Here is a 16,558-nt window from a genome sequence, read left to right as displayed (position 1 = left end):
GCGTGGAGGCTCCACATGCCGGACATCAGTACAACATCGGGCCTGACCGGGGTATTCCCGCGGTCGAACCCGGGCGAGCCGCTGCCCGGCAGCGCCGCAAGTTAGGCTGTCCTAAGCATGCCCGGATCCCCTGTTCTCGAGCTCGACCGCGTGAGCATCCGCCACGAGGGCGCCGAGCGGCCGACCCCCGCCGAGGTCTCGTTCGACGTCGCCCCGGGCGAGGTCGTGCTCGTGCTCGGGCCGAGCGGCTGCGGCAAGTCGACCCTCGCGCTCGCGCTCGACGGGCTCGTGCCGCACGCCGTGCCCGCCGAGCTCGCAGGCACCGTGCGCATCGCCGGCCTCGACAGCCGCGACCACCCCGTCGGCGTGCTGAGCGAGCACGTCGCGATGGTCTTCCAGGACCCCGACGCGCAGGTCGTCACCGGCACCGTGCTCGACGAGGTCTGCTTCGCGCCCGAGAACCAGCTCGTCGAGGCATCCGAGGTGCTCGCCCGGGCCGAACGCGCGCTCAAGCTCGTCGGCCTCTGGGACCGTCGCACCGAGAACCCCGACGCGCTCTCCGGAGGCGGGCGGCAGCGGCTCGCGATCGCCTGCGCGCTCGCGATGGCGGCGCCCGTGCTCGTGCTCGACGAGCCGACGGCGAACCTCGACCCGGCCGGCATCGACGAGGTCTACGCCGTGCTGCGCGAACTCGCCGACGACGACGAGCACGCGATCGTGCTCGTCGAGCACAACCTCGACGCGGCCGTCGACCTCGTCGACCGGGTGCTCGTGCTCGATGCCGACGGGCGCCTCGTCGTCGACGGACCCGCCCGCGAGACGCTGCGCGAACGGGCCGATGAGCTGGCCGAGCTCGGCGTGTGGCTGCCGGTCTCGACGCTCGCCGCGATGCGACTGCGCGACGCCGGGCTGCCGATCGGCCCGCTGCCCCTCACCCCCGCCGAACTCGGCGCCGCACTCGATGCGATGCCGACTCTGCCGCCGCCCCTCGGCGACTCGTCTCCGGTGCGCTCGACGGCGCTCGCACCGGCGCTGTCGCTCGCGCCGTCCGGCAGCGCACCCGCGCAGGCGGCGCCGGCGATCCGTGCGCGCGGCCTGTCGGTGCGGCGAGGAGGCCGGCGGGGGCCGGTCGTCGTCGACGACGTCGACCTCGAGGTCGCACCGGGCGAGTTCCTCGCGATCGTCGGCACCAACGGCGCCGGCAAGACCTCGTTGCTGCAGGCGCTCGCGGGCGTGATCCCCGCTCCGCGCGGCACGGTCGAGGTGCTCGGCATCGACCCCGCGCGCGCCGATGCGCGCGAGCGGGTGCGCCGCGTCGGCTTCGTCTTCCAGAACCCCGAGCACCAGTTCGTCGCCCCGACGGTGCGCGAGGAGCTCGAGCAGGGCCTGCGGCTGCAAGGTCTCGCCGACGAGGCGGTCATCGAGGCGCGCGACCGGATGCTTCGCCGATTCGGCCTCGAAGCACATGCAGAGCAGCATCCGTTCCTGCTGTCCGGCGGGCAGAAGCGCCGGCTGTCGGTCGGCACGGCGCTCGTGGCCGGCGCCCCGGTGCTCGCCCTCGACGAGCCCACCTTCGGACAGGACCGCGCCCGCGCCGCCGAGCTCCTCGACATGCTGCGCACCCTCAACGACGAGGGCACGACCGTGCTCGTCGTCACCCACGACCTGCAGCTCGTCGCGGACTACGCGGGCCGGCTCGCCGTGATGGCCGACGGGCGCCTCATCGGCGTCGGCCCCACCGCCGAGGTGCTCGCGGGGCCGCTCATCGAGCAGTCGGGGCTCCGGCACCCGCCGCTCGCCCGCGCGACCCGCGGCCTCGAGCGGCACCCCGGGTGGCACGGCGTGACCCGCATGTCGCAGCTGCCGATCGCGGCGGGCGCCTCGTGAGTCGGCCCGCGCGGGCGTCCGTCGACGACGAGTCCGCGACCGACCCCGCCATCACCGGCCCCGCGGCGAGCAGGCCCACCCGCCCGGGCCCGCTCGCCGCCCTCAACCCGCTCGCCAAGCTCGCGGCGCCGCTGCCCGCGATGATCGTCGTCGTGTTCAGCCGCGACCTCGTGCTGCCGCTCGCGTTCATCGCGTTCGCACTCGTCGTGCTGCTGGCCGGCGCACGTCTCTCGGCCGGCCTCGTCACCGCGCTCGTCGTCGGCACGCCGGTCGCCGCGCTCGTGCTCGGCGTGAGCTTCGGCATATGGGTCGACCCGTCGAGCGTGGCCGGCCCCGAGGCATCCGTCGTGCTCTTCGGGGTCGGCGACTGGAGCTTCACGCTCGCCGCCTATCTCGTCGGCCTCGCGACCGCGCTGCGCGTGCTCGCGGTGCTGATGCTCTCGCTCATCGCGGGGCTCACGTCGACCGGCACCGAGTTCGTGCGGGCGGCGGTGCAGAACCTGCGGGTGCCGTACCGCGTCGGCTACACGGCGCTCGCCGCACTGCGGTTCGTGCCGCGGTTCCGGCACGAGCTCGAGATCATCCGGGCGGCGCATCGGGTGCGCGGCACCGTCGCCGGTCGCGGGCCGATCGCGGCGGTGCGCCGGGCGTTCGGCACGGCGGTGCCGCTGCTGGCGTCGGCGATCCGGCACGCCGAGCGGGTCGCGCTCGCGATGGATGCCCGCGCGTTCGGCGCCCATCGCACCCGCACCGAACGACACCTGATGCCGTGGCGGGCGCACGACACGGTCTTCGTGGCGGCGTTCGTCGCGGCGAGCGCGCTCATCGTCTGGGCGACGAGGGCGTTCTAGCGTCGATCCTTCTGCTCCCCGCGCGGCTCGAAGCAGGTTCGCCCGCTGGAAGCAGGTTCGAACGCGGTTCCAGCGGGCGAACATGGTTCCAGCGCCCGAACGTCGTTTCTGCGCGCCGTCGGCGCCGGGACGACGGAGGGGCCGGGCGATGCCGCCCGACCCCTCCGCTCGCGTCGACCGGCTACTGGCCGGCGGGCGCGGTGTCCTGGATCTCGATGAGGAACACGAGCGTCTGCCCGCCGAGCGGGTTCTGGTCGCTCTCCTCGGCACCGTAGGCGTACTCCGGCGGGATCGTGACGATGAGCTTCGTGCCGACCTTCTGGCCGACGAGCGCCGCGCTGAAGCCCTGGATCACGCCGTCGGTCGTGAACGTCGCCGGCTCGCCGCGGGTGTAGCTCTGGTCGAAGATCTCGCCGGTGTCCCAGCTGATGCCCTGGTAGTGCACCGTGACGCTGTCGCCGTCGCCCACGGTGGCGCCGTCGCCCTCCTCGAGCACCTTGAGCTGGAGGTCGGCCGGCGGGTCGGTCTTCGGCAGGGTCACCGTGGGCGCCTCGCCCTCGGCGCCCCACTTCACCTCGGGCACGTTCTCGGTCCACTCGGCGGGCTTGAGCGGCTGCTGCACCTCGACGACGTCGACGACGATCACGATGGTCTCGCCCGGCTCGATGCCGATCGACTCGTTTCCGGTGTCGCCGTACAGCGACGATGCGGGCGCGACGGTCACGGTGCGCGAGCCGATCGGCACGCAGTCGATGCCGGCGAGGAACGCCTCGTAGAGCGTGTCGTCACCGGCGACGATGGTCGCGGGCTGCGAGAAGAGCTCGTCGCCCGACGTGCCCGAGAAGGTCGTGACCACCGCGTTGATCTTCTGGCCCGACTCGGTGACGTCGCCGTCGCCCTCGATGGCGACGGTGCGCTGCAGCTCGTCGGCCTCGAGCGGCGTCGTGAAGGTGGCGGTCGGCTTCTCGGAGAACTCGCCATCGACCTTCACGCCGTCGCTGAGGTCGCCCGAGGGCACGTCCATGCAGGCGGCGGCGTCGGCGGTGGGGGTTTCGGATGCCTCGGGGCCGGCGCTGCCCGCGCAACCGGCGAGCAGCAGGGCGGCCGAGGTGGCGAGCGCGATGGGCGCGCCGCGGCGCAGGGCACGATTCATGGGAGAGGACTCGTTTCGGTCGGAGAACGTGGTGCTGTGGCATCCCAGTCTGCCCTGTTCGGCTTTCTCTTTCCTGAATTCCCGGAGATCTGCCCGATCAAGGCCAGAATGGGCGCATGGGGGAGTTGACGGACGAGCCTGACCATGTCGGTGCGTTCGCGGCGGGGGCCGCGAAGTTCGCCGAACTGGACGAGGCGGTGTGGGACCCGATCTCGACCGCGACACTGGTGCGCACCCGGCCGAAGTTCGACGAGCTCGTGCTCGACGCGTGCTCGGGCGACGGTGCGTCGGCGCTGCCCGCGGCCGAGCTCGTCGGCCCTGGCGGGCTCGTCGACGCCGTCGATCTCGCGGAGGAGCTCATCGGGCTCGCGCGCGCCCGTGCGGGCGATCGCCTGCCGCAGCTGCGCCTGCATGTCGCCGACGTAACCTCGTGGGAGCCGACCGGCTACGACCTCGTGCAGTGCGTACTCGGCGTGTTCTTCTTCGCCGACATGGACGCCGGCACCCGGCACCTCATCGAGCGCGCGAAGCCGGGTGGCCGCGTCGGCGTGACGGTGTGGGCGCGCGGCGCACTCGGATCGTTCCTCGAGGCGCTCACGTCGGCACTGCCGGGCGAGCACGACGACGAACACCACTCGCCCGCATTCGAGGGCATCGACACTCCCGGCGGCCTCGCGCGTTGGCTCACGGGGCTCGGGCTCCAGCGCGTGCGCGCCGACGAGGCTCGCAGGCACGTCGAGGTCTCCCCCGACCTCGCCTGGTCGCTCGTGGAGGGCACGGCGATCCGCAACGCGATCGCGGGACTCGACGACGAGGAGGTCGCCGGGGTGCGCGAACGCTTCACCGCCCGGCTCGAGGAGTCGCCCGAGGCGCGCACGCTCGACCTCACGACCCTCATCGCGGTCGGGTACCGTCCCGACGCCGGTTGAGGGGACGGGTGCGGTTCACCGGCCCCGCCGCACCTCAATCAGCGGAAGGCTCGTCGCCCGTCGCCGCGGGGCGCGTCTCGTCGTTCGACCACTGGCTCCACGAGCCCGGGTAGAGCGCCGCGTCGACACCGGCGATCGCGAGCGCGGCGACGGCGTGGGCGGCCGTGACGCCCGAACCGCAGTAGGCCGCGACGGGCGCGCCGGACTCCGGCACGACGCCGACGGCGGCGAACCGCTCGCGCAGTGCCTCGGCCGGGAGGAACCGGCCCGACGCGTCGAGGCTGCCGCCGCTCGGCGCCGACCTCGCACCCGGGATGTGACCGGCCCGCGGGTCGATCGGCTCGACCTCGCCGCGATACCGCTCGACGGCGCGCGCGTCGAGCAGCACGCCACGCCCCGGCAGGGCGGCGGCCTCGTCGATGCCGATCACGGGCATGCCGCCGAAGTGCGCGGTCGCGTCGCCGGGCTCGGGCGAGGCATCCCCCGTCTCGAGCGGCAGGCCGGCCGCCCGCCAGGCGGCGAGCGCGCCGTCGAGCATGCGCACGTCGGCGACGCCGGCGTGCCGCAGCAGCCACCACGCCCGGGCGGCCGACTGGTTGCCGAGGTCGTCGGTCACCACGACGGTGTCGCCGTCGCGTACGCCCCAGCGCCGCATCGCCCGGGCGAACGCCGCCTCGGTCGGCAGCGGATGCCGCCCCTCGCCGACCGCGTCGTGGTCGGCGAGCTCGCCGTCGAGGTCGACGTAGACGGCGCCGGGGATGTGCCCGGCGCGGTACGCGTCGGTGCCGTCGGGCTGGGCGAGCGACCAGCGCACGTCGAGCACGACCGTGCGGGTGTCGGCGCGGCCCGTGCGTTCGGCGTCGAGGCGGGCGGCGAGCTCGTCGGCGGTGATGAGGATCGGCATGCGTCCATCCTCCCAAGACTCGGCGAACGACGACGACGGATGCCTCGGGCTCGCGCCCGAGGCATCCGTCATGCCGATCGTGAGTCGGGTCAGCCCGCGAACGGGTTCGTGACGACCTCGTAGGGGGTCTCGACCTGGCCGTCGCCGAACTCGCTGTCGACGTAGAGGGTGCGGCCGTGCAGTGACTCGGCGGTCGTGAGGACGCGGCTCGGGTCGGTCGCCACGTCGCTCACGAAGCCCGCGGTCGAGCCGTCGGCCGAGATGCGCAGGGTCGTGATCGCCTTCGAGAAGTTGCGGACGACGGTGAGCCGGTTGCCCTCGCGCACCAGGCCGTCGGCGTTCACGAGGTCGGCACCGGGGGTCGCGATCTCGGTGACGGTGCCGTCGAAGCCGAAGCGGAACAGCTTGCCGACATTGCCCTGGGCGACGACGAACGCGCTCTCGTCAGCGGTCAGCACGATGCCGCCGAGGTTGAAGCCGGCCGACCGCGAGACCGTGCCGGTCGCGTCGGCCCACAGTTCGGCGGCCCACTCGCCGTCGGCGTCCTGCGCCACCCGGAAGACCTGCGGGTCGTTCGAGTTCGTGAAGTACGCGGCACCGTCGGCGCCGATCGCGACGTCGTTGAGGAACGCGTCGGCAGTGCCCGGCACACGCAGCGAGGCGAGCAGGTCGCCCTCGGGCGAGTACACCCACAGGTCGGGGCGGCCGGTGCCGATGCCGTTGGGGCCGCCGGCGACGAAGACGTTGCCGTCGCCGTCGACCGTGATGCCGCGGGCCGTGTAGCGGCCGTCGGTGCCGTCGCCCGTGATCCACTGCTCGGTGGTCGACGAGCGCACGTCGCCGCGGTGGATCTCGCCGCCGGTGACCTCGCTGACGTAGAAGGCGCCGCTGCGCCGGTCGGCCCCGATGCCCTCGAAGCGGCTGCCCTCGGCGTCGCCGTTCAGGGTGTACGTGCCCGGGCGGCCGTGGTCGGCCTCCTGGGCGAGGGCCGGCGCGGCCCCGGTCGTGACGATCGTGGTCAGGGTCGCCGCGGCGAGCAGGCCGGCGATGGTGGTCTGGTGCTTCATGGAATCTCCTCCTGGGGACGTCCGGTCCGGTCCGGTCCGGGTCCGGTGCGAACCGGGTGATTCCACTCCACCGCACGTTCCGCCGCGAGGCGTCGGGCATCCGGCTCGAATCGAATAGCCGATCGGATGACGCCCGCATGGACCGACGGTCCGTAGGCTGTGCGGTCATGGAGCAGGAGATCAACGGCATGCGCGGCATCCTCGCGCCCGTCGCCCGCTTCGACCGCTGGCTGCACGCGGTGCTCCTCGTGCTCCTCGTCGTGTGCGCGGCCCGCTATGTCGAGCGGCACGGTCTCGCACCCGAGACGGCGGCGGTGCTCGCGGGTGCGGCGGCGCTCGCCGTGGTCGCCTCGCTGCGCCCCGTGCTCCCCCGGCGCGGCGCCTGGCCGACGATCTGGGTGGTCGGCGTGGTCGTGCTGTGGATGGCGCTGACCCTCGCCGCCCCGTCGTTCGCGTGGTGCGCGGTGCCGCTCGCGTTCGCGGTGCTGCGAGTGATCCCGTTCGGGCCCGCGGTCGCGGTCGTCGTCGTCATGACGGTCGTCGTGAGCGTCGCGTGGTCGCGCATCGACGACGGCATCGACCCGACCGTCATCGTCGGCCCCGCGGGCATCGCGATCGCGACGGTCATCGCCTACCGCGCCCTCGAACGGGAGTCGGCCGAACGCCAGCGCCTGCTCGACGAGCTGACCGACGCGCAGGACGAGCTGGCCGAGGCGCAGCACCGCGCGGGCGCGCTCGCCGAACGCACCCGGCTCTCGCGCGAGATCCACGACTCGGTCGGCCAGCAGCTCTCGAGCATCAACCTGCTGCTGCAGGCGGCCGAGCAGGACTGGCGGGCCCGCCCCGACTCGGCTCGCGAGCACGTGCGCACGGCGGCCGCGACCGCGCGCGAGGGTCTCGACGAGGTGCGCCGGGTCGTGCGCGACCTCGCACCGGCCGCGCTCGAGGACGGAAGCGCCGACGCGCTGCCCGACGCCATCGATCGCCTGGTGACGGATGCCTCCGCCACGGGCGCCGGGCCCGTGCTCGCGTTCCACCGGCACGGCGCCGCCCGCGCCGTGCCCGCCCCGATCGCCGGCGCACTCCTGCGCAGTGCCAGGGGCGCCGTCGCGAACGCCGTCGAGCACGCGCACGCGAGACGCGTCGTCGTGAGCCTCACCTACCAGCCCGACGAGATCCGCCTCGACGTGCGCGACGACGGCGTCGGGTTCGACGTCGCCTCGAACCGTCGCGGGGCCGCCGACCGGGGGCACGGCCTGCGCGGGCTCCGCGAGCGGGCCGAGGAGCTCGGCGGACGCGCCGAGATCGAGAGCGCGCCGGGCGAGGGCACCACGGTGTCGGTATCGTTCCCCCTGTCGAGCAGCACGGAAGAGCAGGTGACGTCGTGAGCGAGGCATCCCGCGTGTCGCAGGCCGGCGCCGCACCGGTGCGCGTCATCCTCGTCGACGACCACCCGGTGGTGCGCGCGGGGCTCGCCGCCCTCCTCGGCGGAAAGGACGGGCTCGAGGTCGTCGCGGAGGCCGGCGATGCCGACGAGGCCGTCGCGAAGACGCGCGCCTACCGCCCCGACGTCGTGCTCATGGACCTCAACCTCGGCGAGGGCCCCGGAGGAGTCGCGACGACCGCCCGGCTGCGCGCGCTCGACGAACCGCCCGCCGTGCTCGTGCTGACGACGTACGACACCGAGGCCGACATCATCCGCGCGCTCGAGGCCGGTGCAGGCGGCTACCTGTTGAAGGACGCCCCGCCCGACGAGCTGTTCGCCGGCATCCGCGCGGTCGCCCGCGGCGAGACCGTGCTCGCGCCGTCGGTGGCCGCGACCCTCGTGCGCCGCGCCGCCGCGCCGGGCCCGGTGGTCACCGAGCGCGAGGTCGAGGTGCTCGAACTCCTCGCCGACGGTCTCGGCAACAAGGAGCTCGCCCGCGAGTTGCTGGTCTCCGAGGCGACCGTGAAGTCGCACCTCTCCCACATCTACGCGAAGCTCGGCGTCGACACGCGGGCAGGGGCGGTCGCGGCGGCGATCGAGCGCCGCATCATCCGCCGGTAGGGCTCCCGCCGTCAACGATCATCGCCGCTCGACCTCGGACCACGTGGAATTCTTCGGATCCGCTCCCGCGAACCGCGGTGGCCGCAGGCGCTCGGGGTCGGCACGCTGCAGGTGAGCGAACCGACCCCGGAGCTCGGCGACGACGTCAGCGCGTCGCGCTGCGCTCGGCTGCGGTGACGATGACGTCGGCGACCGTCTCGGCCTGGGTGATGAACAGCGCGTGGCTGCCCGGCACGTTGGTGATGTCCGCGCCGATGCGCGTGGCCATGTGCTGCAGCATGGCCTGGTCGAACGCCTTGTCCTCGGTCGCGATGACGGCCCAGCTCGGCTTGTCACGCCAGGCGGCCACAGTCACCGGGGTTGCGAACACGGCCATGTCGATGGGCACCTGGCTGTCGGCGAGGAAGGCGGCGTCGGCGTCGCTGACGTCGGCGGCGAATCCGGCGTGGAAGGCGTCGCGGTTGAGGTATCCGTAACCGTCGTCGCCGACGTCGATGACGAACTCGGGCGTCGGCGCGAACCCCTCGTACTGCTGAGCGGTGCTCTCCCCCGCGTCGGGCGCCAGCGCCGACACGTACACGAGTCCGGCGACCTTGGGGTGGGCGCCCGCCTCGGTGATGACGGTGCCGCCCCACGAGTGGCCGACGAGGATCGTCGGCCCGTCCTGGAGGTCGAGCACCCGCTTCGTGGCCGCCACGTCGGCCTCGAGCGACGTGAGCGGGTTCTGCACGATCGAGACCCGGTAGCCGCGTGCGGTCAGCAGGTCGTACACGCGGCGCCATCCTGATCCGTCGGCGAACGCCCCGTGCACGAGGACGACGTTGGTGATGCCGTTTTCGATGTTCATGTCTCTTCCTTCCGGAGTGGCCGTTCGGCCGGTGGGTTGCGGTCATGTGATGCAACAACGGCGATACGCAATATATTGCATGTTGCAAGATCCGCACCCGGGCCGAGCATCTACTTGCCTCCCAGGGCTGGAGTATGGGCAATATATTGCATGCCGATTCCCCGCAGCGCCCCCGGTGTCGACCGGTCATTGTTGCGCGACGACGTGTTCCGCCGGCTCCGGGACGCGATCGTCGACGGCACGTTCCTGCCCGGGGAGCAGCTGAAAGACGTGGACCTCGCGGAGTGGCTCGGCGTCAGCCGGACCCCGGTTCGCGAAGCGCTCCTCCGTCTCGGTGCGAGCGGACTCGTGGTCGCGGTGCCCGGACGATCGACGACGGTGAGCGCCATCGACCCGAAGGCCGTGAGGGACGCACGCGACGTGGTCGCCGCGATGCATGTCCTCGTCGCACGGGAGACGGCGGGCAACCTGTCCGATGCCGAGGTGGCGCGGATGCGCGAAGCGAACGGCCGGTTCGCCCGGGCCGTGGGCGCCGGCGACACCGCCGCAGCGCTCGACGCCGATGATGAGCTGCACTCGGTACCGGTGTCCAGCCTCGGGAACCACGCCATCGAGTCGGTACTCGACCAGTTCGGCCCTGTAGTGCGGCGATCGGAACGCGACCGCTTCGCAGCGGACGGACCGGCGTCGATCGAACGGCATGAACGACTCATCCAGCTCCTGACCGACGGCGACGCCGAGGGGGCAGCGGAGCTCACCTTCGAGATCTGGCACAGCCTGCCGTCGGAGAACGGCACTCCCGCGGGCTGACGATCCGCGGGTCTGCGCCGTCGAATGCGCAGCGCCGGGGCACCCGCGTCGTGCCCCGGTAGGCTGGTGGCCGGACGATTGCGCGGCGTGAGGAGGGTGGATGATCTTCAGCCTCGTCGCCTTCGGCGTGCTCTCGCTGCTCGCCCCGACCCTGACGAGGCTGCTCGGGCGCCGGGTCTTCCTCCTGCTGGCCGTGCTGCCCGCCGCCGTCTTCGGCTGGCTGCTCACCCTCGTCCCCGCGGTGGTCGCCGGCGACGTCCTCGTCGAGTCGGTCGAGTGGATCCCCACGCTCGACATCGCGCTCAGCTTCCGGCTCGACGCCCTCGCACTGCTGCTCGCGCTCATCGTGACGGGCATCGGCGCCCTCGTGCTCGTCTACTGCACCTGGTACTTCAGCGACGACGAACCCGCCCTCGGCCGCTTCGCCGCACTGCTGCTCGCCTTCGCCGGGGTGATGTTCGGCCTCGTCACCGCCGACGACGTGTTCATCCTGTTCACGTTCTGGGAGGCGACGAGCGTGCTCTCGTACCTCCTCATCGGCCACTACACGGGGCGGAAGGAGAGCCGCGGTGCCGCGCTGCAGGCGCTCACCGTGACGACCTTCGGCGGCCTCGCGATGCTCGTCGGCCTCGTGATCCTCTCGGTCGCGGGCGGCACGACGAGCCTCGCCGAGCTCGTCGCGCACCCCGTCACCGGCGCGGCCGGCGAGTGGGCCGTCGCACTCGTGCTCGTGGGCGCGATCTCGAAGAGCGCGCTCGTGCCGTTCCACTTCTGGCTGCCCGCCGCGATGGCCGCACCCACCCCGGTGAGCGCCTACCTGCACGCCGCCGCCATGGTGAAGGCCGGCGTCTACCTCGTCGCCCGGCTCGCCCCCGGCTACGCGGACCTCGAGGTGTGGCATCCCATCGTCATCGGGCTCGGCGCGCTCACCATGCTCGTGGGCGGCTGGCGCGCCCTGCGGCAGTACGACCTCAAGCTGCTGCTCGCGTACGGCACGGTCAGCCAGCTCGGATTCCTCGTGATGGTCACGGGGTTCGGCACCCGCGACGCGGCGCTGGCCGGCATGGCCCTGCTGCTCGCGCACGCCCTGTTCAAGGCGACGCTCTTCCTCGTGGTCGGCATCGTCGACCACGCCGCCGGCACCCGCGACTGGCGGAAGCTCTCGGGCCTCGGCCGGCGCATGCCCGTGATCGCGACGATCGCGTTCGTCGCCGCCGGCTCGATGGCGGGCCTGCCGCCGCTGCTCGGCTTCGTCGCGAAGGAGGCGGTCTTCACCGCCGAGCTCGACTCGGCGCTCGCGGGCGACACGTGGGGCTGGATCGCACTCACCGCCGCCTTCGCCGGCTCGGTGCTCACCGTCGCCTACACCGTGCGGTTCGTCTGGGGCGCGTTCTTCACGAAGGCGGATGTCGCGCCCACACCCCTGCACCATGAGAGCCCGGCCATCGGCATCGCCCCGGCGCTGCTCGCCGCGGCATCGTTCGTCTCGGCGTTCACGGTGGCGGCCATCGAGCCGCTGTTCGCGGCCTACGCCGACACCCTGCCGGGCGCCCACGACTACCACCTCGCACTGTGGCACGGGCTCGAGCCGGCCCTCTGGCTGTCGGCGGCCGTCTTCGCGATCGCCGCGCTGCTCGTGTGGGGCCGCCGACGGGTCGCGCGCATGCAGGCGTCGCTGCCGCCGGCGATCGACTCGGCCCGCGGCTACCTCCGCATCGTCTCGGCCGTCGATCGCACGGCCGCGTGGGTGACGACCGCGTTCCAGGTGCGCGGCCTCGCGGGATACCTCGCGATCATCATGGTCGTGTTCATCGCGGGCCTCGGCACCGCCGCCATGCTCAACAGCACCTGGCCCGACGGCGTTCGGCTCTGGGACTACCCGGCGCAACCGTTCATCGCGCTCATCATGGCCTTCGCCGCGATCGCCGCCGCGATCATCCGCCAGCGCGTGACGTCGGTACTGCTCGTGAGCGTGACCGGGTACGGACTCGTGCTGCTGTTCGGCATGTCGGGCGCGCCCGACCTCGCGCTCACGCAGGCGCTCGTCGAGACCATCACGATCGTCGTGTTCGTGCTCGTGCTGCGCCGGCTGCCGAAGCAGAGCGCCGTGCACCCGACGGCGCTCGGTCGCGTCACGCGCACCGTCATCGGCGTGCTCGCCGGTCTCGTCATGGCCGTGATCGGCCTCGTCGCCCTCGGCGCCCGCATCGAGCCGACGATCGCCGGCGGGCTGCCCGCGCTCAGCCTCGAGGCGCACGGCAAGAACATCGTCAACGTCATGCTCGTCGACATCCGCGCGTGGGACACCCTCGGCGAGATCTCCGTGCTCGTCGCCGTCGCGACGGGCGTCGCGAGCCTCATCTTCGTCTCGGGCCGCACGGGCGGCGCACCCCGGCTCGACGAGCCCGATCGCCGCAACCGCCTGCAGCCGGTGCTCGAGCCGGCGTCGAGCATCCGCGCGGCGAAGCCGCGGCTCGCCGACGTCGACGACGAGACCGACGCGCGAGCCGAGGCCCACGAGAACCGGCAGACGTGGCTGCTCGCCGGCCGCACGCTGTCGCCGCGCAACCGATCGATCCTCATCGAGGTGCTCGTGCGGCTGCTGTTCCACCCCGCGATCATCGTGTCGGTGTACCTGCTCTTCGTCGGGCACAACGCGCCCGGCGGCGGGTTCGCCGGCGGCCTGCTCGCGGGGCTCGCGCTCGTCGCCCGCTACCTCGCGGGCGGCCGCTACGAACTCGGCGAGGCGGCGCCCGTCGACGCCGGGCGGCTGCTCGGCACCGGCCTGCTGCTCGCGGCCGGCACCGCGACGTCCTCGTTGCTGTTCGGGCTCACCGTGTTCGAGTCGACGTGGTTCGAGGCCGACGTGCCCCTGCTCGGCCACCTCTCGATCGGCACGTCGACGCTCTTCGACATCGGCGTGTACCTCGTGGTGGTCGGGCTCGTGCTCGACATCCTGCGTTCGCTCGGGGCCGAGGTCGACCGGCACCAGGAGGAGTCGGAGGCCGACCCCGAGGCATCCGACCCGACCGCCGCCGACCGAGAGGGGGCCCCCGCGTGACCGCCTCCCTGACCCTCGTCCTCCTCATGGCGGTGCTCTTCGGCGCCGGCATCGCCGTCATGCTCGAGCGCAGCCTGACGCGCGTGCTCATCGGGTTCCTGCTCGTCGGCAACGCCGTGAACATCCTCATGTACCTCATGAGCGGCGCCCCCGGCCTCGCGCCGATCCTCGGCGAGGGCGTCGACGAGGGCGAGATCTCCGACCCGCTGCCGCAGGCGTTCGTGCTCACCGCGATCGTGATCAACCTCGGCATCACCGCCTTCATGCTCGCCCTCATCTACCGCTCGTGGTGGCTGGCGCAGCTCGGCGCGAAGGGCGACCTCGTCGACGACGAGGCCGAGCTGGCCGAAGACGCCGAGGAGGCGGCCGACCTCATCCGCTCCTCCGCGGCCGACGACGAGGCGATCCAGTCGCTCATCGACGCGAGCGACGAGGAGTTCGACGAGCTCGTCGCCGCCATCGACGACGAAGAGCTCGAGCGCGAGGCATCCGCCCGCGACCGAGACGACGAACGGGGCCGCCCGTGACCGCGACCCTCGTTCCCCTCGTCGTCCTGCTGCCGATGCTCGGCGCTGCGGTCACGCTCATGCTCGGCCGTCGGCGCCGCGCGCAGATGGCCGTCGGCGTCGCCGTGCTCGCCGCGGTCACGGTGATCGCCGCGGTGCTGCTCGTCGCGGTCGACACGACCGGCCCGGCCGTCGTCTACATCGGCGCGTGGGACGCCCCGTGGGGCATCACCCTCGTCGTCGACCGGCTGTCGGCCATCATGCTCGTGATCTCGGCGATCATGCTGCTCGTCGTGCTCGTCTACTCGGTCGGGCAGGGCATCGCCGACCAGCACCGGGAGACGCCGGTGTCGATCTTCCACCCGACGTACCTGATCCTCGCGGCGGGCGTGTTCAACGCGTTCATCGCGGGCGACCTGTTCAACCTCTACGTCGGGTTCGAGATCCTGCTCGCCGCGAGCTACGTGCTGCTGACCCTCGGCGGCACGGGCGAGCGCATCCGCTCGGGCGTCACGTACATCATCACGAGCCTCGTGTCCTCGCTCTTCTTCCTCAGCGCGATCGCGCTCATCTACGGGGCGACGGGCACGGCGAACATCGCCCAGCTCTCGGTGCGCATCGCCGAGCTGCCGCAGGACGTGCAGCTCATCCTGCACCTGCTGCTGCTCGTCGCGTTCGGCATCAAGGCGGCCGTGTTCCCGCTGTCGTTCTGGCTGCCCGACTCGTACCCGACGGCGCCCGCACCCGTGACGGCGGTCTTCGCCGGCTTGCTGACCAAGGTCGGCGTGTACGCGATCATCCGCACCGAGACCGTGCTGTTCACCGAGAACGACCTGTCGACGCTGCTCATCGTGATCGGCGGGCTGACCATGCTCATCGGCATCCTCGGCGCGCTCACGCAGGCCGACATCAAGCGACTGCTCTCGTTCACCCTCGTGAGCCACATCGGCTACATGATCTTCGGCATCGGGCTGTCGAGCGTGCTCGGCCTGACCGCGACGATCTACTACGTCGTGCACCACATCACGGTGCAGACGGCGCTGTTCCTCACGACGGGGCTCATCGAGCGATTCGGCGGTGCGACCTCCATCAACCGGCTCGCGGGGCTGCTCAAGGCCTCGCCGCTGCTCGCGATCCTGTTCTTCATCCCGGCGCTGAACCTCGGCGGCATCCCGCCGTTCTCGGGGTTCCTCGGCAAGGTCGGCCTGTTCGTCGCGGGCGCGCAGGGCGCAGCACCCGACGCCTCGACCGCGCCCGACTGGCTCATCTGGGTCGTGATCGCGGCCGGCGCGGCGACCTCGCTCATCACGCTCTACGCGCTGACCCGGTTCTGGAACATGGCGTTCTGGCGCCGGCGCGACGAGCTCGAGGGCTACGAGTCGGTGCTGCTCGGCTCGGTGCTCGAGGCCCCCGAGGGCGCGACGGTCACCGCCACCCGGACGACGCCGGTGCTCATGGTCGTCGCGACGGCGGCGCTCGTCGCGGTCACCGTCTGCCTCACGGTGTTCGCGGGCCCGCTGTTCGAGTTCGCGGGGCGCGCGGCCGAAGGGCTCAGCGACCCGTCGGTGTACGTCTCGATCGTGTTCCCCGGAGGCACCCGATGACGCACACGAACGAACCCGTGTCGCGCTGGCGGTCGGTGTGGCGGCAGCTGCCGCTGCTCGTCGGGCTGCTCGTGCTGTGGCTGCTGCTGTGGGACCACATCGACGTGCTGAGCATCGTCACGGGCGTGGTGCTCGCGATCGCCGTGACCCGCCTGCTCTACCTGCCCCCCGTGCTGCTGAGCGGCCGGTTCAACCCGTGGCGGGGGCTGCTGCTCGGCCTCCGCATGATGTTCGACGTCGTGCACGCGTCGCTGCAGGTCGCCGTGCTCGCGATCTGGCCGTGGTGGAAGCCGATGAACTCGATCATCGTCGTGCAGCTGCACACCCGCTCCGACCTCGTGACGACCCTCACCGCCGAAGCGATCTCGGTCGTTCCCGGCACGGTCGTCGTCGACATCGACCGCGAGCGCGGGCTGCTCTACCTGCACGCGCTCGGCACCCGCACGCAGGCCGACATCGACCGCACCCGGCGACAGGTGCTCGGCACCGAGGAGCGCATCGTGCTCGCGATCGGCACCCGGGAGCAGGCCGAGGTCGTGCGCGCCGAGCGGCGGGCCCGCCAGGCGGGCGCCGGCCACGAGGCATCCGGCACGCGTGGATCGAACGGAGGCACTGCATGACCTTCCTCACCGTCGTCTCGATCGCCGCCGGCGTGATGTTCGGCATCGGCGCGATCGCCGCCGTGGTGCGCATCATCAAGGGGCCGTCGATCCTCGACCGGGCGCTCGCGACCGACGTGCTGCTCGCGATCGCGATGTGCGCGCTCGGCGCCGAGATGGCGATCAACCGGCACACCGACACGCTCGTGGTGCTGCTCATCCTCGCGATGTTCGCGGTCGTCGGGTCGATCTCGATCGCCCGGTTCATGGCGAAGCAGGATGCCTCGTGAGCG

15 protein-coding genes are annotated in these 16,558 nt (G+C 72.4%); 11 read left to right on the top strand and 4 right to left on the bottom strand.

From position 1 onward, the window contains the following. Window positions 1–117 precede the first annotated feature (117 nt). Window positions 118–1,887, top strand: coding sequence for an ABC transporter ATP-binding protein (locus PX701_RS01610; RefSeq protein WP_275505282.1), 1,770 nt, complete (start codon window positions 118–120; stop codon window positions 1,885–1,887). Beyond that, on the top strand, window positions 1,884–2,738 hold the full coding sequence (locus PX701_RS01605; RefSeq protein WP_420831037.1) for an energy-coupling factor transporter transmembrane component T: 855 nt from the start codon (window positions 1,884–1,886) through the stop codon (window positions 2,736–2,738). Before PX701_RS01610 ends, PX701_RS01605 begins: the two co-directional genes overlap by 4 nt. Window positions 2,739–2,919: 181 nt before the next feature. Here PX701_RS01605 and PX701_RS01600 read toward each other — a convergent pair whose 3' ends face one another. Further along, window positions 2,920–3,891 carry an FKBP-type peptidyl-prolyl cis-trans isomerase gene (locus PX701_RS01600; protein WP_275505281.1) on the bottom strand — a complete coding sequence of 324 codons (972 nt, stop codon included), beginning with the start codon at window positions 3,889–3,891 and terminating at the stop codon, window positions 2,920–2,922. 116 nt (window positions 3,892–4,007) lie between these two features. Here PX701_RS01600 and PX701_RS01595 point away from each other — a divergent pair, with 116 nt between their 5' ends. Continuing rightward, window positions 4,008–4,820, top strand: coding sequence for a class I SAM-dependent methyltransferase (locus tag PX701_RS01595; RefSeq protein ID WP_275505280.1), 813 nt, complete (start codon window positions 4,008–4,010; stop codon window positions 4,818–4,820). A 34-nt stretch (window positions 4,821–4,854) separates the two neighbouring features. On the opposite strand, the gene PX701_RS01590 is transcribed toward PX701_RS01595, so the two are convergent. Both PX701_RS01590 and PX701_RS01585 read right to left on the bottom strand, forming a co-directional pair. Then, on the bottom strand, window positions 4,855–5,724 hold the full coding sequence (locus tag PX701_RS01590; protein WP_275505279.1) for a sulfurtransferase: 870 nt from the start codon (window positions 5,722–5,724) through the stop codon (window positions 4,855–4,857). A gap of 89 nt (window positions 5,725–5,813) precedes the next feature. Further along, complete coding sequence (locus tag PX701_RS01585; protein WP_275505278.1) at window positions 5,814–6,791, bottom strand: SMP-30/gluconolactonase/LRE family protein; 978 nt, start codon at window positions 6,789–6,791, stop codon at window positions 5,814–5,816. Window positions 6,792–6,958: 167 nt separating this feature from the next. Between PX701_RS01585 and PX701_RS01580 the strand changes: the two genes are divergently transcribed. Together PX701_RS01580 and PX701_RS01575 are read left to right on the top strand one after the other, a co-directional pair. Beyond that, window positions 6,959–8,179 carry a sensor histidine kinase gene (locus tag PX701_RS01580; protein WP_275505277.1) on the top strand — a complete coding sequence of 407 codons (1,221 nt, stop codon included), beginning with the start codon at window positions 6,959–6,961 and terminating at the stop codon, window positions 8,177–8,179. Continuing rightward, window positions 8,176–8,838 carry a response regulator gene (locus PX701_RS01575; protein ID WP_275505276.1) on the top strand — a complete coding sequence of 221 codons (663 nt, stop codon included), beginning with the start codon at window positions 8,176–8,178 and terminating at the stop codon, window positions 8,836–8,838. Before PX701_RS01580 ends, PX701_RS01575 begins: the two co-directional genes overlap by 4 nt. A gap of 145 nt (window positions 8,839–8,983) precedes the next feature. On the opposite strand, the gene PX701_RS01570 is transcribed toward PX701_RS01575, so the two are convergent. Further along, entirely contained in the window at window positions 8,984–9,685 is a 702-nt protein-coding gene (locus PX701_RS01570; protein WP_275505275.1) for an alpha/beta fold hydrolase, read from the bottom strand. On the opposite strand from PX701_RS01570, the gene PX701_RS01565 reads away from it, so the two are divergent. The 6 genes from PX701_RS01565 to PX701_RS01540 all read left to right on the top strand — a co-directional run bounded on the left by PX701_RS01565 (window position 9,644) and on the right by PX701_RS01540 (window position 16,555). Beyond that, the gene (locus tag PX701_RS01565; protein ID WP_275505274.1) at window positions 9,644–10,495 is read left to right on the top strand and encodes a GntR family transcriptional regulator; all 852 of its coding nucleotides are present in this window, start codon (window positions 9,644–9,646) and stop codon (window positions 10,493–10,495) included. The two genes, PX701_RS01570 and PX701_RS01565, sit on opposite strands and share 42 nt — an antisense overlap. A gap of 100 nt (window positions 10,496–10,595) precedes the next feature. After that, entirely contained in the window at window positions 10,596–13,556 is a 2,961-nt protein-coding gene (locus PX701_RS01560) for a Na+/H+ antiporter subunit A (RefSeq protein ID WP_275505273.1), read from the top strand. Then, a complete protein-coding gene (locus tag PX701_RS01555; protein ID WP_231429802.1) occupies window positions 13,553–14,083 on the top strand; it encodes a sodium:proton antiporter in 531 nt (176 codons plus the stop codon). Before PX701_RS01560 ends, PX701_RS01555 begins: the two co-directional genes overlap by 4 nt. Beyond that, complete coding sequence (locus PX701_RS01550) at window positions 14,080–15,666, top strand: Na+/H+ antiporter subunit D (protein WP_275505272.1); 1,587 nt, start codon at window positions 14,080–14,082, stop codon at window positions 15,664–15,666. Before PX701_RS01555 ends, PX701_RS01550 begins: the two co-directional genes overlap by 4 nt. Beyond that, window positions 15,663–16,286: a Na+/H+ antiporter subunit E gene (locus PX701_RS01545; protein WP_275505271.1), complete on the top strand. Its 624-nt coding sequence runs from the start codon at window positions 15,663–15,665 to the stop codon at window positions 16,284–16,286. The genes PX701_RS01550 and PX701_RS01545 overlap by 4 nt, the downstream gene beginning before the upstream one ends. Continuing rightward, window positions 16,283–16,555, top strand: a complete 273-nt coding sequence (locus PX701_RS01540; RefSeq protein WP_231429800.1) for an MrpF/PhaF family protein — start codon at window positions 16,283–16,285, stop codon at window positions 16,553–16,555. Before PX701_RS01545 ends, PX701_RS01540 begins: the two co-directional genes overlap by 4 nt. Window positions 16,556–16,558 lie beyond the last annotated feature (3 nt).

The sequence above is a fragment of the Agromyces chromiiresistens genome, assembly GCF_029167465.1.
Lineage (GTDB): Bacteria > Actinomycetota > Actinomycetes > Actinomycetales > Microbacteriaceae > Agromyces > Agromyces chromiiresistens.
Note: the sequence above shows the minus strand (reverse complement) of the source record. Positions and strands in the feature narration are given on the sequence as shown.

Bases quoted from the DNA above. Each gene is read 5' to 3' on its own strand.
- PX701_RS01595 (WP_275505280.1), top strand. From the start codon at position 4,008: ATGGGGGAGTTGACGGACGAGCCTGACCATGTCGGTGCGTTCGCGGCG.
- PX701_RS01570 (WP_275505275.1), bottom strand. From the start codon at position 9,685: ATGAACATCGAAAACGGCATCACCAACGTCGTCCTCGTGCACGGGGCG.
- PX701_RS01610 (WP_275505282.1), top strand. From the start codon at position 118: ATGCCCGGATCCCCTGTTCTCGAGCTCGACCGCGTGAGCATCCGCCAC.
- PX701_RS01580 (WP_275505277.1), top strand. From the start codon at position 6,959: ATGGAGCAGGAGATCAACGGCATGCGCGGCATCCTCGCGCCCGTCGCC.
- PX701_RS01560 (WP_275505273.1), top strand. From the start codon at position 10,596: ATGATCTTCAGCCTCGTCGCCTTCGGCGTGCTCTCGCTGCTCGCCCCG.
- PX701_RS01585 (WP_275505278.1), bottom strand. From the start codon at position 6,791: ATGAAGCACCAGACCACCATCGCCGGCCTGCTCGCCGCGGCGACCCTG.
- PX701_RS01600 (WP_275505281.1), bottom strand. From the start codon at position 3,891: ATGAATCGTGCCCTGCGCCGCGGCGCGCCCATCGCGCTCGCCACCTCG.
- PX701_RS01545 (WP_275505271.1), top strand. From the start codon at position 15,663: ATGACGCACACGAACGAACCCGTGTCGCGCTGGCGGTCGGTGTGGCGG.
- PX701_RS01590 (WP_275505279.1), bottom strand. From the start codon at position 5,724: ATGCCGATCCTCATCACCGCCGACGAGCTCGCCGCCCGCCTCGACGCC.
- PX701_RS01540 (WP_231429800.1), top strand. From the start codon at position 16,283: ATGACCTTCCTCACCGTCGTCTCGATCGCCGCCGGCGTGATGTTCGGC.